Consider the following 18,352-nt stretch of genomic DNA (forward strand, 5'->3'; position numbering starts at 1 on the left):
TCTTAAAACATTTTAGTTAGCGATCTATCCACTACCTAAGTCGATATGCATTGACACATCAAATTGCTTCTTGTCGAGCGATCTGTTTCAAGCTATCGATAAATGGCCACATTATTCGTCGACTCGGGTTAACTCTCGGCCACATGATATACCGGTCAAAAAAATCTTGTCCCTGGAGTAATTGGTTAAATCTATGATAAGTATATATCTTAAATTCTCCATTCAGCATATATATGGTCGGCGTATTGATAATGAAAATTCCCTGAATGGAATAATCCCGAATATCGAGGTCAGGAATTTTTAGGGCAATCCTTAAATGGCTTTCAAGCAAAGAAGAGTTTTTTTGCAGGAAAGCTATTTTCTCTTCCATTTTCTTGTTATAGCCATGATTTGCGAATTTGCTGATATCCTGAAACCAACCGTGCATTTCATATCGCTTCGTAAGATTTTTACAGTCAGCTATAAATATTTTTTTACCCAGTAAAAAAATAAAGTCAATTTCACCCGGCTTCAAATTAATAGAAACGTGTTGGTGATCCTGCTTAAATAGCACTTTAACATTTCTATCATACGGAACAGCAAAAGTTTTAAGCAACTTCTCAACAGGATCTTCCAGAATGTCTTTATGCTTTTGTTTGAATTCTTTAACCAGTTCCTCCATAAAAGGAAGAGCTTTCCAATCCTCTGGAAATTTACCAAGCGTGATGTTATTTTGAAAAAATGTATTCATCGCTTCCTCAAAGGAATAAGGATAAACCAATATGCATTCGTCGCCATCAATGTTCAGGGTGAGTAGGGGCCGGTGAATGATCCTTTTACCCAAATAAGGTTTCTCTACTGCATTCCTAATACTGGCCACATTATCTTTATTAAGGATTAAACCCTTGATAAAAGGTGTGACCAGATCATTGGAAGCTTGCTGAACCAGCACTTTAAGCAATTCGTCAAGCAATACGAAACGGGGCGGATTCATATTATGCAATTTTTCATTGAGTGTACCCATTACAGACCGAATATCAGAGAGATCTAAACCTATCTCAGACTTCAGTTTTTTATTGAAATGAACTTCAAGTCCTTCTTCAATCAGTGACTCCCTTCCGTCTTCCGCAAAGCCTGAAAGTAACGCCGGTAAAAAATCTTTCCATGCTGTTGAGTTTTGAAAAGTCAACAAACCGCTATCCAATGATATTTCAATAGATCCGTCAGTGATTTTTTGCTCTGATATCGCATCCACCATCATAATTAAAAAATCGCCCAGATAAATGAGTTTTTCAATCACAGAAACGTGTTTGTCCATCCAAAGTTTATCAGGTGCTGGGGAAGAAATCGCATTGATCATGCATGACTCCTGAAGGATCAGTTTAAGAATCCTGCGATACAAGTTGAAGTAACTTCTGTCAATCGGGAATTCTGCGGTATTTTGAGTTAAATAAGAAATTTCAGCGCTGTCCTCGTGCAATAGATATACAAAGACAAAGAAATTAACATCTTTAATTTCCCTGATTGCGATTTCAAGTTCTTCTGCATAAAAATTAAAACAATCCAATAGTGCTTGGAGCGTTTGGTCTGATTCCACTTTCGCACCGAACTTTGTCCTGATCAATGCAGTCAAGCGCCGACGATATGCCGGTTCATGAGCCTTATTAGGCATGATGATCTGAAATTCTTTATCGTCAAATTGAAGGAACTGCAACGGCATAAATAAATATTAATAAAGTTTACTTATAGGTAATGCCAGTCTATTTCATTGCTGATTATCTAGCCCAACCATTTCATTCAGATTCGGTTCAGAGAACCAATTCCATTCATTGATATCGGTACAACTAATAGTTCCAAGTTCCTTGCCTTTTTGGAAATGTAAAAACTGCAAAAATTATCGCCGCTAAACCAATGCGGAACAATATACAGTTCAGTCTCGTGCCTGTTGATTTTCAGCGTGACTAAAAATGGTGGAGATTCAGCTAATATGGCTTCAACGTCAAACAATATCAAATGGATTAAAAGTTTTCGGCCTTTGAATTAACATTTTCAGTTGAAAAAATATTGATCGGGCTTGACCGTAATTTACGGAATTACCGCATAATTACAAATATCTTACAGATCAATATATTGTACTATTACGCATTCAGCATCATCTCCTTTATCTTGTTGATCCTTTCAATAGAGTAACGGCTCTCATCGCTTACGCTTTCACCAAAAATTATTTCATTAACGAATGCCTCCAATAAGGCGACGGGAGGAAATTTATTATAACGGTCCATATAAGCGTTGATAAAAATGCGGCGGTAAAACGCTCGTTCCTGCTCTGCTTTTTTATCGCTATATGCCTTCCATAATTTTACCTTAGTTTCATGGTCAATCACCCTAAATTTAAATTGTTTTTCCTGATAGTTTGTAAAGTAGGCAAACGTTTTAGGGTCGTTAAATCCAAGGAAGTCAACATATTTCACCTTCTCTATACTATCAAAAGCCTGTATAATAAAGTCATTGAATATGATGAGGCTATTATCGTCCCAGGAAGCAATTCCAACGGTATTTCTGGTGTACTCGAAGTCATCGCCAACTGTATTCAGATAAATTACGTTCAGTGGAATTGAAGCAAGTTGGTCAAGATCTGGCTTAGTGCTATAAATCAACTTCCGTAGTTTTTCCTGAAAATCATTGGAGATTTTAAAACCGGGGTCACAAATTGATGTTCGGTAAACCTGTAGCAAAAAGAACCTTCGGATAATAATCGACTCGTCAAAATTTAATTCCGGCGTGCCTAAGAAATCATGCCCCCTCAGTTTGGGTAAAACTTGTTTTAAAAAATCTTGCTCAATAGCTGTAAAAATATCTTCGCAGCCGGTGCAGAATACATAGTCTACTGAATATGGAATCACCTTTGCCTGTTTTATTTCTTCTTCAGTAGGTGCCCTTCCAAAAGTTCCTTCAACTACAGCAGCTGAGGTGCTACGCTGAAATTTGGCTTGGATGCCATTTCTATTGTTGGAAATATCGAACATCATACCTGTTTCCCGGATGTTACCTCCGTTATGGTTCAGGCAGCTACGGATAATCGCATCAGTAAGGTAATGGGTGTTTTTCCTATCAGCTTCTTTTTCCTTGCACAATTTGCATATCGGCATAACTGTTATTCTTTTAAGGTTACTTAAGATAATCGCTTAATCATCGTTGAGGAATTTCAGGCACGTCATAAGGATGTTCAATGGCATTCATGATTTGAACCAACCGGTGTCTCGGGTGGCCATCTTTATCATTTCGCTTCAACATTTCTAAATTTCTTTTTACCGCCTCTTTTACCTCATATTGGGTAGAAGCCCTGTACAACCTTAATATAGATGGCATGTTGCTGTTTCAAAATATGCTATCAGTTCCTGATCTGTCATCCTGTAAAAATAGTAATTTACTACCTTTACCTACCGGCATAATCACATGAGCACACCACTGAAAGTATATATTGATACCAACATCCTGAACGATGTTGCCCCCAAAGACAAACCCTGGGCCACAACAAAATGGGGCGAATACCTGTCGGAGCTAAGTAAAAACGGAACAATTGAAGTTTGGGCAAGTCCCGGCAATTGTCTTGAAATTGCTTTGAATCCAGACCTCGACCACCGGAACAATATGGCATTGGCTCTGAATACCCTTATCAGGGGGCAACGAATGATGCCGGTTTATGAGACATTTGTTATTGAAAAATTTCTGATGAATGTTGGACAGGTCTGGCCAGAAGCGGTTTTTTATCAGCCACTTCAAAAAATAAAAAAACTTTCACAGCAGATATATATCGCTCTTATTGGTCAATTAGCAGCATTAAAAGATTATGACTGTAAAGCAGGATTTCCTGGAATAATTAAACCCAAAATCATTACTCAAATTATCCACGCTGATTTATTCGAAGACCCTAAAGCAAAACTGGTTACTCGTTTGGAGCAACTAAAACATAATCAATATTTGCAGGAAAATTATTTTGGTAAATACGAGCAAATGTCCATCGAAGAATTGCAGAATTTGGAGCAATCGTTGAAGGATAAAAAGTATAAAGTTGATAAATCTGCTGTGACCTTTTTGAAAAACAATAAGCAGGCATTTATTCAGGGTTATTCCAAAGAGGAACTACAATTTGCTGTAAATCAGGTTTTCGAGTATTTCGATGATGCTTTATTTTCAATTCAATTTATAAATATTAGTAAAAATTGGAATCCTCTTAATGATAGCAGCGTAAAACCACTTCATCCGGAGCTTATCGCAAAATTCGCTGATGTACCTGATCGAAACGACATTGCTATATTGTTACAGGCCTTACAAGAACGATTTTACCAAAAATTGGGTGTGCCACAAATGTACTATGAGATCATAATCAATGAATTGGAAAAAGCCTTGAATACCGGCAAAATACCCACAGGAGGTTTGATACTTGATGGGCACCACGCAAGTGCTGCGATGAATGTAGATTTTTTCTTGTGCCGGGATAGCCGCCTATTATCGACCGTGAAATCTATGTATAAACGAGTAAACGAGATTGATGGAGGTGCCAGGGAAGCAATGGATAGCATGGGCGAATTTGAACGTAAAATTAAAACGGCGCTCAATAAAAAATAAGCCTGTTTTTCAGTTGAGTATATCCCGTTCTATCCAATCCGGTACTTTAAATTTTGTTTTGTCATAGTACCATTGAATGGCCTGCTGCGTAATTTTCCTGGCCTCTCTCGCATTGGCAATGGTTTGGATTTCATGCGCTACTACTGCCAGTTCGTGTATTTTGTAATGTGTCAACTGATTACGCCAGCCCTTTAATTTAAGCAGGTTTTTATACGGTACCTCATTTTGCAAATTCGGTTTGGTTTTCTCCATAAAGTCCGCTACCCAGGTTGACCATTTTTCATCAAAAGAGGTTTTGATAATCATTGTTTCCAAATCCCTTTTTTGAATCGGCTTCAAATTCTGAATGCCATCTGCAAAATTCATCTGGTCGAAATATTCTCCATTTATAAAAGCTTCCAAAAACAGGAATGCTGATAATATACTGTGCCTGATATATCTTTTAGGAAAAATAGGGGCATCGCTTTCCACCCGCCATTTTTCAACCTTTTCAGCTTCCGCTAAAAAGTATTCCATGTCGTCCCAATATTCTGTGATCAGGTTATGGGGTTTTCTAATTGCGTTCATCTTAAACGAAGATAAGGATAAGGCCCGCTAAACTTGCGCATCCTGGAAAGCGGCCATCTGTAAATATACCTGCACAGGAAATTCGTTAACGGTCATTTTTTGATCATGTATTTTGACTTTCGACTCGTGCATTTTTAGCAGGCGATTGTTACGCAGGTAATCATCAAGGTTGGCACAAAACTCTGCTTCTGTATTATATAGGACATTCGCCCCTTCCCGTTCATTTACAATCTGTTTGTTTTCGGAATAACTGGTAAAATGAATGATCCGGTTGTAAAGCATGTACCCTTCAAACAGGTAAAAATCCATTACTGGTACATCATCAATGATGCAACCCGTGAAAATTGGGTAATTGGTAATTACCGCACGTACAATCTTTTTGCCGCTGATATCGCCGGTTATGGGCTTCAATTCTTCCGTATGGGCTATAAGGAAATCCGTTTTTTTATTCACCTGTGCAGCTCCCTCGCTTAACCGGTTATAACTGAAATGATAATCAAATGGTTCCATCGGGTACCTGATGCACTTAATTTCTGCAATCACTACAATATCTTTCAGCACCAATAGCAGATCGATCTCTTCATAAGCTCCGGAGGGAATTCTAAACCTGTTTGCCGTTGGGATATGAAAGGAATATCCTTTTTTGGTTAAATGCTTGCCGATATTGGCCTTTACATGGTTTTCTAAGGCTTTGCCCCGTTTTTCCAACTTGTATCCGCCCGATTCTAACCAGTAATCAATCAGGTAGTAGGTCACCGGTGCCACAGTCGTTAAAAAGGGAACTAACAAATCTTCGTCAGATGGCAAGAAAGGCCGCTGCCAAAAATTCACGCGGTCTTCAGGCCCATTGCTCAATAAATTGACAAAGCTTTCTACCTCTGCCTGGGTATAGGTTGTTCTGGCGAGCAGATAATCTACCAGGCTTTTTCGGGCTATCCGGAAAGGAATATGCTGCACTTCTGCTAAGGTAAAACAATCCCCTTGTTCAACCGATATGTCGGCAACCTTATTAAATAAATGTTGCACCATGCTGAAAAGGCATAGTACATCCCATAAGCGCAGCGGTTGAAGACGGGGAAGCGCTGCATTTTCCAAAAAGCCATAAAATGCCTGTATCGATCCAAAAAAAGAAAGCTCGTCACCGCGCTCAGTCTGATCAATTCCTACTGACAGCACATATTCAATATATCCGGTGGCGGTGTAAGAAACGGCTTCAATCCGAATATTTTCAACCTTTCTTTGAACCCACGCTTTAGGGTAATAAGGGCTATCCGGATGCTTGCTTAAATGTTCACTTAACTGCAGGTAGTAAGAAAGGCTTTCTTGTTGTAACCTGAACCTACCGATCTCTTCCAGCACTAACCTCCTTTGATCTTTGAACCAAATAGCATATTGGTTTTTTCCGGTCACACGATAAAATCCATCGTTGCAAACCATGGAGTCATAGGATGTTTTAAAACCGAAATAAACATTGGAGATCAGATCGAGTTGGTTCAAATAAAATATAGAAAGGGAGTCCGATTGACCGCTAACGGTTTTCATCTGCTTCTTAAAATAACCAGCGCTCCCCATCAACGCATTCATCACATCTATAGTAGCGACCAAACCACTGGATGTATTAATGTTGCCAATACTTGGATCGGTAGAGCTTGAACGGTGGGCAAACAATTCAGTCAATTCTATATGTGCCTGTCCATTTTGTCCCTTCCTATACATTTTTAGCATATCTGTATAAGTGCCGTTATGTTGTGCTACCAGGCATTCCGATACTTCCTTATAGGAAAGGCCAGATTTAATCAGGTTGCTCTCGATCTGTTCTAAAATGTTTTTGAATATTGCACTGAGTAACGTAATTACCCGGCAGGTATTAATCATTGGCATCAGGTCATCCTTTTCTTCGGACGGCAGCGCTTCACCCCATGCCTTTAGAGCATTCTGTAAGGCGGTAACATTAAATGCCTGGTTAAAGGGATTGAAATTCTTATTAGTTAGCAGTTGTTGTCGAAGGTCTGGCATTTGGATATTAGGGTTTAGACGTTACAAGTTAGCTCACCCTTGCTGAAGGAACAATATAAAATTCAGGAAAGTACGTATAAACCTCCTGCAGCACGTTCCCTGGTGAGTACAATCCGGTATTTTGGCTTGAATCCTTGCTGTAGATCATACGTTGGCGCGGCAAAAATTTCCTTTGCCGGTATTCCACTGATCTTACCTCTTGGTTCAATCTCATTCCAGCCATGCGCTTCATCAATGTCTTCCCTCGAATAATAAACAATCGGGAGCTTAACCATTTCTGCCAGTTCCTCAAAAATCTCCATTGCCGGCGCATCAGTAAGTATCCTGAGCATTTCTGATAAAGGGAAAGCATGCAAGGGATGCAGATCTTCAAAAGCAGGTATCTTCACCTTCGTTTTTCCAGGCTTCGCAGCCTTGAAAAATTTCAGCTTAACCAATTCGGCATTACAGGCGGTAAGCCCAAACTGCCGGTAACGATACTTTCCCGACTCTTCCAACCTGTCATGGTATCCGCCATCATCAAAATAATTGTAAAAAAGGTAGCAGGCCTGGCCGCCTTTCCTTTTCGCATAATCGATCAGCAGGTCTATCTGGTAGGAACCATCAACTTTGTGGCTGATATTGGGGTATTTTCCTTTTTTGCTAAGGATCTTTGCCTGCAATGCGATCAGCAGGTAGCCTTTTCTCGTTTCTATAAAAACTTCGAGGTCATTCCCATTTTGTTGCTCTGCTTTTGCCTCATAGATTTCTATAGGCAAGCGGTCTGCTTTTGCCTGATACCAAAAGTCAAAGATCAGGTTTTCTGTTACGGTCGTTTCACTGACCCTTTGGTTTCTGACTCTGGCGAAGCGCATTCGCTCCCAGATACGGCTGCCGTATTGGTAGAAAAAATTCAATGCATCTTCTGAATTAGCCATGAGAAATTAAAGTAATCAGTATTAGTTTAATCAGGTATGGTTTAAATAATCAAAGTTCTGGTATTCAAAATCTAAACCTATGGTTTGCTGAATATGGGCAATAAACTTTTGATCTCTTGCGCTGGGCTTCTCCGGCCCAACAATAATAATTTTTAAATCCGGGTGCTTTTTGAAACGGTGTACATAATCCAGTAATTGTCCGATGCCCTCCCTGATACAGCGGTATGGGCTTTCAAAAGGCTTGATTTCATACATCCATTCAGATTTACCAGATTCCCTGTACACATCGACACGGTTTTCATATTCCCGCTCCACGCGATGCCCCTTATGTTTTTCCTTTAAGTAACGGATAAACCGGTTCTGCATCATGTTATGTATCTGCCTGACCACCACCTGCGATTTATTTCCCCTGGTATAATCATTTTCGTCTCTGTCCTTGTCGTCCTCATCTCCCTCTGTTTCTTCTTCAGTCAACTCCGGCGCTTTTGATCCTTTTGCAAATAGCGCATAAGGCCCGAAGATTTTCTTCAACTCTGGTTTTCCAACCTTTATTTCATGTATCGTCTCCGCATAGGTCAGGCCCGTACTCCGCTTAAATCCCCAATCCATAAACTCCACATGAATATGGTGCCCCAGCTTATTTGGCTGGTAACTATAAACAGTTCCATTCCTTTTAACTACCGTTGCATAGGCTATTATGGTTAGCTTGTTATGCGTTCCCTGTGATTTCACCGCGATAATATCACCCTCGCGGATTTGCAGCAAAAGGCGGAAATACCGCTTCATCTTTGAAATCTCCGGTTTTTTCTCCTTGTAGTTGTTCGTTACAATCTGGTCTATTTCTGCCGGGTTGGCAAGCGCATAAGGACTGAAGTTATAATAATCCATAAAACCAATTGCCAGATCACTTGCTTTCAGCATATCGGGAAATACATCGACCGTATCACCGCCATGCTCATCACTGTATTTACTACCGAAAACATAGAATCTTCTGTCTTTTAACCGGTACAGCTTATAAACACGCGCAACAAAGTCCTCAACAGGTTCTTCGGGAGGCTTTTGTTCCAGGATATAGGTCTGCATTTCGTAAACCGTAGTGGAACTGTTAAAATTTCCGCTTAGTCCCTTGGCGATCTGAAGTAGCGCAGGTTTACTGTAAACGGGCAAGAGCTGTTTATGGGAGTATAAAAAGGCGATTTTCCATTTGACGATAGAATGGGTTTTGATATCCTCGATCAATGCAAATTGATTCGCCTGGGCTAATCTGACAATCTCTTTAATCCGGTTATGGATGGTGGTGAATGCTTCTTCAGCAGTTTTACCGAGTGTGGCATACCACGCATAGGTACCGTCATACTCAAACATTTTAGCAAAATGTTTATCCTCTTCTTTTGGTATCCAGATACCAAATTTATTTAGTGAGTTATTTCCAATAGCGCCCAGTTCCGCGCTTCCATATTCCAGCCAATAACAAAAAGATGTCGGGTCATTCAGGTTAGCATACCTTTCCAGGGTCATGTTCCGTATGGCGGCTAATGTCCATTCGGCATGAAAATCGGCAAGTTTATCGTCAAAAACTGAAGGATCTAATTCCATAAGTGATAAAGTTAGTAAAGCAATAATACACTTATCCGTTTATAATTCTATACCGCTGCCTTCGGCAAGCGCTTAGCTACCTGATTTTATCCTTTTACCTCTTTATTCTTTTCGCCTGCTGCTCAAAATCATAAACCGCATCATCCAGTTTTAAGCCACGGTATAATTCCAGCTTATCAATATACCTATCCAATTCCCTCGTTAGTTTAGATTTCCCTAACTTCATTTCTACCTCTGCCTTAATCTGCCATAAGTTACCTATAACCACATTCATTTTTTCCCTTTGCTTCACCATCTGCTCGTAACTAATTCCCACAAATCTTTCCCTCAGCATTGTCTTTTTATACTTGAAAAGTTTCTGGCTGCATACTATTTTATCTCCCTTTTCACCAACCATTTTAAAGCCCGCCAGGTTTGCTGTTTTTAAAGACGCCTCAAAATTATCATCCCCAATGTCACTCCTGTTAATGGTTATGATTTGCTCTTTTCTGATTTTGGATAGGTGGGGCAATATAAACTGTATTAATGCATTAGTTAAAAAGCCTTTTTTACGGGCTGCCGGAACAATGTACCAATGCAGATCCATGTTCATATCGAGGACCGCCCCAATACATTTTCCTTTTTTGTTTTTAATAAAATAGAACCGGTACGGCGATACGTCCCCCAACTTATTGAAGTCAATATCTTTCCATACTACACCATATTCAACATTTTCCCCTATAGGATGTGCAGCAATATATGCCTGGGAATTTTTTCGGTTAAAGTGATCTATGATCTCCTGAATTGCTTTGTCTGTCATACTTATATATTATGTTCAGCATTTGAATTACCGAAACAAAGGGATGAAGATAGCCAATACTTGTGTCGCTAAAAATTTACCTAATCAATGTTTTTTAACGCCCTAATCGCCAACTATCTTTTAGCTAATGAAATAATTAATTTGCTATTGACTTTCAGAAAAAATCAATTTACTTTTGGATGTGCTTGTTGGTAAGCCTGCTCGTCCGTGCAAAGATTTCATCGTCCATCGGTTAGATAATATAAACTTATACCAGGCTTATTATCGAACAACAGATTACGGACGCAAATTTCAGATAATCGGCTTGGTTAACATAAGGATATATTATGAACCACATCGATTTTTTCAAACTTCAAGCGAAAAATCTCCATCGAGATTACAAGACCCAAAAAACTATTTTAGAGGAGGACGGCAATTCATATTTGGAATATGATCCAAAGTTCTTCGACGTTGATGCCATTTTCGAGGACTACGAAATCGACGATAAAGGTTTCACACTAATGAGTGCCCAGCACCTCGTAGCAAAAATGCTTAGGTTTAATAAATGGCCGGATTTAATAAACGCAACTAAGCCTGAGTTGGAATTAGCAAAGCTGAAATTTATCAATCAAAATAAAATTCCATTAGTGGAATGGGACTTTCAGGTTGCGGGTGTCGAGCGCGAACATGATATGGTTTTCGACCCTGATGATGAATTGGATTACTACAAGCATTGCCTTAGTCACTATGATGGCTCTGTCATATTTTCTCCCACTTATCTTTTAGAAAAGAGTTTAGCCGAAATGGCTGATAATGAAAGCGCCGAACCGCCGAAAGTCCAAGACCCTAAAACAAGCGTAAAAATTACATCACTTCCATTAAGCTATGAGGATCGTGCCGAATTTATTGTGGAAGCCAATAGCGAATTTGACCGCATAGTAGAGCGTATGGAGCCGCAAAATTCGAAACAAACCCTTGAACTCTGGAATGCCGAAAGTTATGTAGATGATTTGTTTAACGAGATAACTTTACCGATTGACCGCGACTATGCATTATCATTGATCAGTGCTTTCCTGGTCGGTCACGTTGCTAACTTAGCTGCACAAGCAGATGAAATGATTAACGAGATAAATTAGCATTAGCAATTTCGCAGTTTTCCTGATTAGAATGAGATCAAAATAAAGTTTCATGGTTCATTAATAATAAGCATGCCGATCACCTGCACAGACTAAACAAATTTATGACCGTTGGAATTTTTGCCACAATACCACATCGTCACAAAGTTTGATTAAGATAACAATAAATGTACGCAGGAAATATAGGTAATCCATTTCCTGCTGCTTTATATCACGGCCATGGGAGCCATGCAGGTATTTATTCCGCAGGTCCAGCCCGTTACTGAACTCCTTCGCATTCAGGTAAAAATTCAAGTAGCTGGTCTCTTCCTTGGTTAGCAGCCTGTCCGAAACCTCAAGCAGCCCTTCCTCTGTCATCCGGTCGATTGCTACCCTTAGTTCCGATGAGTAATGCCAGTAACTGATATGTCCAGTTTCATATAGACGGCCTGCAATAAATATCATAACCGGATCCACCATTTCTAGAACGCCTTCCTCATTGATAGTCAGATAGCCTTCACTAATAAAACGTTCAATATAGGCTCGTTGGTAATCCTCAAAATCGGTTTTTAGCATTGGCTTGGTGGCTAGGGCATGAAAAACTGTCTCGTCGTTGCCTTCCTCGCCACGCCGGGCCAGCATACTGTTTGGATTAAAAAAGATCGCCTGCAATTCAAGAATAGTGCTGTGTGTGCTGAACAGGTATTTTTTAGCGAGCAGGCTCGGCAGATCGCTGAAGTTAAGCGGTGTTGAATCCATCTGCAACAGCTCATGTTCGATGTCACCGTCGTTGACAAAAGCTTTGTATTGTTTAAGCAGGTATTCCATATCGGGAGCCAAAAGACGGATTTTTTCAAAAGCCGATAAGTCCGCCTGGGGCATTTTGAAGATCAGGTTAGCCATACCCCAAATTTCTTTGAAGAAATCATTGATAAAACCATCGATGACGGCTTCGATGGGGCGACCACGTTCCTTGAGATAGTGGCCGAAGATACCAAGCTGCGCCATAGACAACATATTCTTTTTGGCGAAAACCATTCCAGTCATATATTCGCTTCTTGACTGTGTGAACAGTTTCTCCAGCTGATCCATCTCTGAAAGATGGCTGACCAGCGTGATCAGCCCCTCTTTGTCCGAATACAAGAAAAGGTTACTGAACACAAGAAACAATTCAAGGTCGCTGCGGAGCGAATCGAAGTATTTGCCGCCGTAAATCGCCATCGTACCGTCAGCATCGGTCTCGAAAGCCACCGCATCATCCTGGTCTTTATTCAGAGTAGCCCCCATGGTAAACCGGGTCGCATTCGGACTGTTCAAGATGGGCTCCTTGATTTTTCCGGCAACCTGTTTTGCTTTCAAACGGGTACGGGGAGAGAGCTTCAGCTGCCTTGCATGCCTAACCAGTTCGACAAAATTGAGGTTCGGTTCCTCCGAATCGAGGTAAACATTGATGATCTCTTCTTTATCATTATCCGTCAGGGCTTTGGGGAAATACCATGCTGGTGACTCGCCAATATGTTTCTGTTCATAATAACCAAGCAATATCTCCGCGCTTTCTTCAGCGCTCAATAAAAACGCACGCACCTCTGCACTGTAAAACTGGACCAGTTTTTCCAAGGACAGGATATAGCGGATATGCCGGGGATGATCATTTAACAATTCTGCAAAGAGGGGCTTATCCACCCGCTTAAAAATTTCAAAATACCGGAACAACTGCCAAAAATTAGAACGGTTGCTGAACTCCAGTTGCCCGATCACCCGGCTGAAATCCGCTGGGGCAAGGTTGAATAGAAAAACTTTGATCGCCTGAATCGCTTCCTTCACTTTTGCTTCATAACCTAATTTGACCGCTTCAGACCATCGGACCAGGTAAAAACCGCCTTCAAAATGCTTGTGCACATGATGAAATTCTAACAGATCGTTCAGGTTCATCACTGAAAAATCGAGATCATGTTCCAGCAATCTTTCCGCCTTTTCCAGCATATGTGGGATCATCATGTCATGTTTCGAGAAAAATTCTACGCGGTCAGACCTACTCATTACTAACGTTGTTTAATATAAATGAGGATAAAATTAAACATTGCCACACCGCTGACCAATTTGCAAACAATCTAAATTTTCCACAATGACCATGGCGAGGCGGCTTAAACGAATCAGGTCAACTGATCAACTAGGTTAAAAACTTCGCAAAGCTGATTACATTGTCACCTAAAAGAGCCTTAAAGATTCCGTCATCGCTAATCGGTTTTCTTCCTCCAAAACTTTTTAGATAAAGCAAATGCTTTAAATTTGAAAAATCGTTCTTAGCCGGAAGGCCATAATTACCAACCTTAATAATACTGGTGTTATTAACGACCGACAATAGATAACTATTTATTACCAATAATAATTTTAACAAATTGGAAGCTAGCTATTAATTTGATAGATGTCAAATCCTTTTATCTGACTAAAGTTGTCAAAGGATCAAACCAAACAATTTAAACCGCTATCCTTCCCGATCTTCTGTGAAATAGTTCACGAAATGTTCCGCGTGGCTTCCGACTTGTAATCAGCCAATAACAGGATGGAATGGTTAGCAAAGGTATTATAGGAATAAACTTTATGAAGACGATCGGAAGTTTTACTAATTACTGCTTATATTAACCGCTACAATGGATGCCCAGACTTTCATAAACATTAATAAAATTCTTGAACGGGACAGTAAATCCACTACTTACAAGTTCGCACTACTTAGAGGTACCATCGACCTTATAGAAGACAATTCACCATACTTGTATTTCAAGGAAAATAGAGCAAACCTTCCGATGGGATTACTAATAGAAAAATGGCTGCTATATTATTATCCAATTGTCGAATCAGAGGTACTAATCCCTCAAATCAATGGCTCAGCCAATCTTGTCTTCGGGGCGAAGTTAAAGCAACTTACTAAATACTATAAAGGCATTGGTGGATTCTCCGCATTTTACAATGATCTTAAAAGTAAAGGCATTCCAAGGCCTATAACCGAGGCTTTCCTTGATCTTGTTGTAAATTTAAATAGAACTATTACTACCATGCCCATGAAGTATTTGGGCAGATCCATTTCTCAGAATTTCTATAGCATCTATCAGTACGAAAATGCAGGCAGCAGAAAAAAGGCGGAAAGTATTGATACCGAGTACTTAATTAAGTCTTTTGGCTATTTTTCTATTCCGCTGGAATATTATGAGGCGTTTAAGCTACTTGGTAGCTTCATCATTGGACAAGATGCAATTCTGTTTAAGTGGGCTGAGTTCTCTGTTGCTGCGTCTGGTAAAATCCTTTCTGTGAACCATGTAATCAACGAAGTGCTCAAGAGCCCCATAACTGCTCGGGAAATTGCTGCATCCAAAACCTTTTACAAAGAGCTACTGCAAAGTGAAGGAACAGTATATTGTGTTTGGAGCGGTAATAAAATTAGCCAGTATGATATTGATCATATCATTCCCTTCTCCATTTGGAAAAACAATGATCTTTGGAACTTACTGCCAGCGCAAGCCAAGCTAAATAATCAAAAGCGGGATAAGATACCGGCAGAAAGCTTGATTGATAAGCGTAAGGATCTTATTACTTATTATTGGCATCTGCTTCATAAGGCAAAGGAAAAGCGCTTTCAAAAAGAACTGCGTATCGCTCTCTTGGGGCAGAATGAGCAAGACGGCTGGCCTAATGTGGCTCTAGATAAGCTTAAAGACAGTTGCCGTTACTTAATTTCAACTCGAGGGTTCGAAGAATGGATCATCTGATGCAAATATAAATGTGATTAAAATTGACTAGCCACCCTTTTATATTTAAAAAGTGAGGCTGAACATCTGTATACTTAGCATCTAAATTAAAAAATTAAGGCAGTTGACAATTGCAAGGTCTCATTTAGATGAGCAATACTAAAAATCCATTAGGTCTTTCAATGGGACAGCTAATCCTTTCGACAGTTCAATAAGTGAGGAAAACGTCATGTTAATTTCTCCTTTCTCGTACCTCCTGATGTCAGCGAAATCAACATCACATATTTGGGCGAGCTTACGATAGGAGATCTTTCGTTCTTTGCGTAGCGATGCTAGGTGTTCACCAAAGCGCTTTAAATATTCCTTATGAGTTTCGCTAGCCATCCAATTGAGTACGGTAGCTAAAATCTTTCTTTTAATAATGAAAAGTGTAGGGTTATAACCCTACATTCGCTTACTTTGTATTAGTTTATTAGTAGCATAGTATTCAGGTAATTGGTAATTTGCACCACCAATTATAAGCAAACCGCTTCACCATGAAGAAAATGAAAGGAGAGAATGCCGAGTCGCATTCTTTCAGCAACTCGCCGAGGCGAAAGCAATTGTATTATGCAATTGGCTTAATATTAATATGGGTAGTCATATACTTAGCAATACATTTTAAATTGATAAAATACTGAAGGGCAAGTAAAATCATTATTTGTCCTTTGAAGCAGATGAAATTTTGTCAAAGCGTACTATATAACGTTCAACAGCTATAACTTGAAGTCAAGTAGCTCCTTGGCATCTATGTTTAATCCTTTCGCAAGTTCAAAAATTTTAGAAAGTTGAATATTGAACTTTCCATTTTCAATTTTCGCGATGTTACTTTTGTCCACATCACAGTTTACCGCCATTTGAGCAAGGCTTAAACCTTTTTCCTCTCTTATTCTTCTTAAATTTTTACCGAAATCGACTTGGATTTGACTGTTTACCTTTTTTACCATCACATCTTTAAAGCGAATGGAAAATTTGTCTTAAAAAACATATAAATCGTGGTAATAAATTACCACGATCAATTTTATTTTGTATATTTACCTTCATGAAATAAAACCTATGTGATTAGGAAATTATATTTTCGCAAATCTTCAAAAATTTAGAAGCATTTGCTTAAAGTCTTGTCTTAGAAACGTGAGAAATTTCAAATGACACAAGGCGATAAGTGAATTGCCCAGGCATTGTGCGTGGGCTCACTTACTCGTGTCAGGGCAATTCTCACGGCCTCTAAGACGGTAAGCTGGGTACCACGCGCAATGTTTTCATAGCTATACCAGCAGCTTGCCACTTTTTCAAGAGTATGGAAGCGGTACACATAAACAACAATTCATTTAATCCTCCTTTAAAAAAGGTCATCACTACCTTTTTTAACAGGAACTCTCCGGAGTCCGTCCAGCTTATGTTCTGGCGGCTATTCCAGTGCTGGGTGACCAAGGACTGCACGCTGCGTGGCGAAGTATCTGATCAAGAGGTCGCCCTCGTATTCGACCAACTGAATGACCTGGTCGCCGCGGCCTACATGGAACATCAAACCGGCAGCAGTTCTGGTGATCAGGAGGAGCGTCCCCATGCGTAAACACTCCGTTTTTACCTGGCTGCACCTCATCTCTCCCCCGGAGTAAATACCGTCCGTTTCCTTTTTTCTTCACGTATTTTTTATTCTTTAACCATTCAAAATGAAGCTCAAAATTTGCTTACTGGGACTGCTATGCCTTTTTTTAAGGGCGCATGCACAAAAAACCATAGAAGACCGGGGCCTGCCGATCGGTGCGACGGTGCCCGATCTGACCATTACCGATATCACCGGTTACGATTCGCCGTCCTTACCACTTCATACGCTTTCGGATAAGCTCATTATCCTGGATTTCTGGGCCACCTGGTGTTCAGCCTGCATCTCTCATTTCCCTGACCTGTACGCGCTTCAGCGCAGGCATCCGAAAGACCTGCAGATCATCTTAGTCAATTCCAAAAAGGTGCGCGACCGGCCGGAGAACGCCATAGCCTTTCTCGAAAAGCGCCGGAAGTATTACCAGTTCCCTTGTGTCCTGAACGACACCGTGCTCAATAACCTGTTCCCGCACAAGGAAATCCCGCACCTGGTCTGGATCAAAGACAACAAGGTGCAGGCGATCACCACCGCCGAAAGCGTAACCGAGGCTAATATCCGTAAAATGCTAAACGGAGATTCTTTACGGCTGGCGAAAAAAGGGGAGATCGCCTACGATTTCCAGAAGCCGCTCTTTGTCGCCGGGAATGGTGGCAATGCGCCTGGGTTTATCTACCACTCTTTCCTGACGCCCTATGTGGAAGGACTCAGCGGGGGATTCTTTTTCCATCAGGATGACAACGGGCTCATTTCCCGGATCACGCTGCCCAACTGCATGAAAATAACAGCGTACCGGGTAGCCAATCCCGCGTTTGCCGGTTTCCCGGACACCCGAACCTTATACCGGGTCAAGAATCCCGCGGAGTATTCGCCTGACAGCACCAGTTCCAAAAACTGGCGTGCCCGCAATGAATTTTGTTACGAGGCCAGCTTTGCGCCGCGCAGCAAAGCGGCTGCCCTGCAACTGATGCGAAATGATCTGGACCATTATTTCAGTCTCCGTTTTGATACGTCGCGCATCGATACGCTGTGCTTTGTGCTCCGGCGTTCGCCAGACGGGCATCTGCCGGTCAGTTCAGCCGGGACGAAACACGAGACGAATATGAATGATGGCACGCGGGTGCCGGTCTACTTCCATCACTATTCGCTTGGCTCCATCTTACAGGAGCTGGAGGTCCGGTATAAAATGCCTTTTATCGATGAAACCGGTTTTGAACCCAATGTTGACCTGACCTTGCCCTACCTAATATCCAATAAGGAGGCACTGGCCAGAAGCTTTGCCAAACAGGGGTTTTCCCTCACGCTTGAAAAAAGGCCCGTTACCTTCCTCGTCCTCTCAGAAAGAACAGATTGATCCACTTCCTTTAGAT

At 40.7% G+C, this 18,352-nt stretch carries 16 protein-coding genes; 5 read left to right on the forward strand and 11 right to left on the reverse strand.

The genetic code is table 11. The features are described from left to right. Positions 1–58: 58 nt before the first annotated feature. From KHS38_RS14025 to KHS38_RS14035, 3 genes are all read right to left on the reverse strand, one after another. The gene (locus KHS38_RS14025) at positions 59–1,699 is read right to left on the reverse strand and encodes a hypothetical protein (protein ID WP_213489230.1); all 1,641 of its coding nucleotides are present in this window, start codon (positions 1,697–1,699) and stop codon (positions 59–61) included. A 418-nt stretch (positions 1,700–2,117) separates the two neighbouring features. Beyond that, positions 2,118–3,008 carry a hypothetical protein gene (locus KHS38_RS14030; RefSeq protein ID WP_213489231.1) on the reverse strand — a complete coding sequence of 297 codons (891 nt, stop codon included), beginning with the start codon at positions 3,006–3,008 and terminating at the stop codon, positions 2,118–2,120. Positions 3,009–3,168: 160 nt separating this feature from the next. Next, positions 3,169–3,348, reverse strand: a complete 180-nt coding sequence (locus tag KHS38_RS14035; RefSeq protein WP_213489232.1) for a hypothetical protein — start codon at positions 3,346–3,348, stop codon at positions 3,169–3,171. 87 nt (positions 3,349–3,435) lie between these two features. On the opposite strand from KHS38_RS14035, the gene KHS38_RS14040 reads away from it, so the two are divergent. Further along, a complete protein-coding gene (locus KHS38_RS14040; RefSeq protein WP_213489233.1) occupies positions 3,436–4,608 on the forward strand; it encodes a hypothetical protein in 1,173 nt (390 codons plus the stop codon). 9 nt (positions 4,609–4,617) lie between these two features. On the opposite strand, the gene KHS38_RS14045 is transcribed toward KHS38_RS14040, so the two are convergent. The 5 genes from KHS38_RS14045 to KHS38_RS14065 all read right to left on the reverse strand — a co-directional run bounded on the left by KHS38_RS14045 (position 4,618) and on the right by KHS38_RS14065 (position 10,503). Then, the gene (locus KHS38_RS14045; protein ID WP_213489234.1) at positions 4,618–5,175 is read right to left on the reverse strand and encodes a hypothetical protein; all 558 of its coding nucleotides are present in this window, start codon (positions 5,173–5,175) and stop codon (positions 4,618–4,620) included. Between the two features lie 27 nt (positions 5,176–5,202). Next, positions 5,203–7,191 carry a hypothetical protein gene (locus KHS38_RS14050; protein ID WP_213489235.1) on the reverse strand — a complete coding sequence of 663 codons (1,989 nt, stop codon included), beginning with the start codon at positions 7,189–7,191 and terminating at the stop codon, positions 5,203–5,205. 62 nt (positions 7,192–7,253) lie between these two features. Then, positions 7,254–8,108, reverse strand: a complete 855-nt coding sequence (locus KHS38_RS14055; RefSeq protein WP_213489236.1) for a DUF6615 family protein — start codon at positions 8,106–8,108, stop codon at positions 7,254–7,256. Between the two features lie 30 nt (positions 8,109–8,138). Beyond that, the gene (locus tag KHS38_RS14060; protein ID WP_213489237.1) at positions 8,139–9,704 is read right to left on the reverse strand and encodes a hypothetical protein; all 1,566 of its coding nucleotides are present in this window, start codon (positions 9,702–9,704) and stop codon (positions 8,139–8,141) included. A gap of 94 nt (positions 9,705–9,798) precedes the next feature. Then, complete coding sequence (locus tag KHS38_RS14065) at positions 9,799–10,503, reverse strand: hypothetical protein (RefSeq protein ID WP_213489238.1); 705 nt, start codon at positions 10,501–10,503, stop codon at positions 9,799–9,801. Positions 10,504–10,829: 326 nt separating this feature from the next. On the opposite strand from KHS38_RS14065, the gene KHS38_RS14070 reads away from it, so the two are divergent. Next, on the forward strand, positions 10,830–11,618 hold the full coding sequence (locus KHS38_RS14070) for a hypothetical protein (protein WP_213489239.1): 789 nt from the start codon (positions 10,830–10,832) through the stop codon (positions 11,616–11,618). 102 nt (positions 11,619–11,720) lie between these two features. On the opposite strand, the gene KHS38_RS14075 is transcribed toward KHS38_RS14070, so the two are convergent. After that, complete coding sequence (locus KHS38_RS14075) at positions 11,721–13,637, reverse strand: hypothetical protein (protein WP_213489240.1); 1,917 nt, start codon at positions 13,635–13,637, stop codon at positions 11,721–11,723. A 611-nt stretch (positions 13,638–14,248) separates the two neighbouring features. On the opposite strand from KHS38_RS14075, the gene KHS38_RS14080 reads away from it, so the two are divergent. Next, complete coding sequence (locus tag KHS38_RS14080) at positions 14,249–15,361, forward strand: DUF8808 domain-containing protein (protein ID WP_213489241.1); 1,113 nt, start codon at positions 14,249–14,251, stop codon at positions 15,359–15,361. Between the two features lie 138 nt (positions 15,362–15,499). On the opposite strand, the gene KHS38_RS14085 is transcribed toward KHS38_RS14080, so the two are convergent. Both KHS38_RS14085 and KHS38_RS14090 read right to left on the reverse strand, forming a co-directional pair. Then, positions 15,500–15,724: a helix-turn-helix domain-containing protein gene (locus KHS38_RS14085; protein WP_213489242.1), complete on the reverse strand. Its 225-nt coding sequence runs from the start codon at positions 15,722–15,724 to the stop codon at positions 15,500–15,502. 371 nt (positions 15,725–16,095) lie between these two features. Then, positions 16,096–16,326, reverse strand: a complete 231-nt coding sequence (locus KHS38_RS14090; RefSeq protein WP_213489243.1) for a helix-turn-helix domain-containing protein — start codon at positions 16,324–16,326, stop codon at positions 16,096–16,098. Between the two features lie 350 nt (positions 16,327–16,676). On the opposite strand from KHS38_RS14090, the gene KHS38_RS14095 reads away from it, so the two are divergent. Further along, positions 16,677–16,952 (forward strand): hypothetical protein, encoded by a 276-nt coding sequence (locus tag KHS38_RS14095; RefSeq protein WP_213489244.1) that lies wholly within the window; start codon positions 16,677–16,679, stop codon positions 16,950–16,952. A 100-nt stretch (positions 16,953–17,052) separates the two neighbouring features. Continuing rightward, positions 17,053–18,336 (forward strand): TlpA family protein disulfide reductase, encoded by a 1,284-nt coding sequence (locus tag KHS38_RS14100; protein WP_213489245.1) that lies wholly within the window; start codon positions 17,053–17,055, stop codon positions 18,334–18,336. Positions 18,337–18,352 lie beyond the last annotated feature (16 nt).

The sequence above is a fragment of the Mucilaginibacter sp. Bleaf8 genome (genome assembly GCF_018390515.1).
Classification (GTDB): domain Bacteria; phylum Bacteroidota; class Bacteroidia; order Sphingobacteriales; family Sphingobacteriaceae; genus Mucilaginibacter.